Consider the following 1,431-nt stretch of genomic DNA (forward strand, 5'->3'; position numbering starts at 1 on the left):
GGTTGGGGGCGGGGGGCGGACGGGAAGCGATGTGAATCCACCCCGTACGACGTGCTAATGTTCTGGGTGTCGGAAGGGGCCAGCCCGAAAGGGAAGGAACCGGAAGACACACCCAATGCGCGGGTGGCGGAATAGGCAGACGCGCTGGATTCAGGTTCCAGTGCCCGCAAGGGCGTGGGGGTTCAACTCCCCCCTCGCGCACAGAAGGCCAAGGGCCCATCGTGAAAACGATGGGCCCTTGGTCGTATATGCCACGCGTGAGTCGTGTATGTCACACGTGCCGTACGGCACAGCCGTGTCGTGGGTAGTCGTGGGGACGGCTGCGCCGGGCCGGGTGTGAGGAAGCTCTCAGGCGGTGGTCGGTGTCCGGATCAGCCGCGGGTGCCCGGGGCCGGGTGGTCGAGCGTGAGCGCCGTGCAGCGCACGCCCCCGCCGCCCTTGCGCAGTTCCGTCGTGTCCAGCTCGACCACGTCCAGGCCGCGTTCCCGCAGCGCGGTGGCGAAGCGGGGGGCGCCGGCGGTCATCGTCACCGTCGTGCCGTCACTCACCAGGTTGAGCGCGAAGCCCGCGGCTTCCTCCAGCGACACCTCGATCAGGTCCAGTCCGAGGCCGTGCAGCCGCGCCGCGCTCTCCGGCTCCAGGGCCTGCGGGCAGTACGCCACCGTGCGCGCGTCGATCACCCCCACGGCCAGGTCCAGGTCGTACCACTGCTCGCCCGCCGTGCGCAGCGGCACGATCTCGTGGCCGAACAGGTCGGCCAGGACGGCGTGCATACGACGGTCCGTGCGCTGCCCGTGGCCGGCCAGCAGGAGCGGCCCGCACACCAGGGCGTCGCCCTGGCCGCTGAACGCGTACGGGGCGTCGTGCACCTCCAGGCCGTACGCGGTCAACCAGGCGCGGAAATACGGTATTTCGGGGCGGCGGGGTGCGGGCGGGGCGCCGAGGACCGCACGGCCGCCGGCCACGAGGGCGCCGTTGGCCGTGTAGACCATGTCGGGGCACTCGGGGGCCGACTTCATGAACCGGACGGTGCGGCCGGCCGCGGCGTGCGCCTTGGCGATGGCCTCGTGCTCGGCGAGGACCGCGAGTCGGTCCGGCTGACGGCCGGTGTGCATGTACGGGTTGATGACGTAGTCGATGCGGAAGTTCTCGGCATCGCACATCAGCAGTTCTGTGTTCAATGACTTCACGTTCCCCCCGGTCGTCAACCACCGTACCCGCAGCGGGGAATCGCCACACCGGTCTCTGCCGGGGGCCGGAGTTTTCCACAGGGTCTGACGGGTTTCGGCCACCGGTTGTACGGTCTCTCCGAGTTGATGTTCGTACCGGCGCCCGTTCGACGGCGTGCGGGCAGGGCGGGGAGGCGGTCGGTGTGACCGGAACCGGTGCGGGGGCGGCGGACGCGATGGACTCCGCCGCCCCCGCACCGGT

Annotated in this window: 1 protein-coding gene and 1 tRNA gene; one reads left to right on the forward strand and one right to left on the reverse strand. The window is 70.4% G+C overall.

Translation table 11 applies throughout. The annotated features are described in order from the left end of the window. Positions 1 to 117: 117 nt before the first annotated feature. Positions 118 to 201: transfer RNA gene (locus CCN44_RS41520), tRNA-Leu, on the forward strand. A gap of 170 nt (positions 202 to 371) precedes the next feature. On the opposite strand, the gene CCN44_RS41525 is transcribed toward CCN44_RS41520, so the two are convergent. Next, the gene (locus CCN44_RS41525) at positions 372 to 1,190 is read right to left on the reverse strand and encodes a dimethylarginine dimethylaminohydrolase family protein (RefSeq protein WP_414820558.1); all 819 of its coding nucleotides are present in this window, start codon (positions 1,188 to 1,190) and stop codon (positions 372 to 374) included. Positions 1,191 to 1,431: the final 241 nt, after the last annotated feature.

It is taken from the genome of Streptomyces tricolor, assembly GCF_002155905.1.
GTDB lineage: Bacteria > Actinomycetota > Actinomycetes > Streptomycetales > Streptomycetaceae > Streptomyces > Streptomyces tricolor.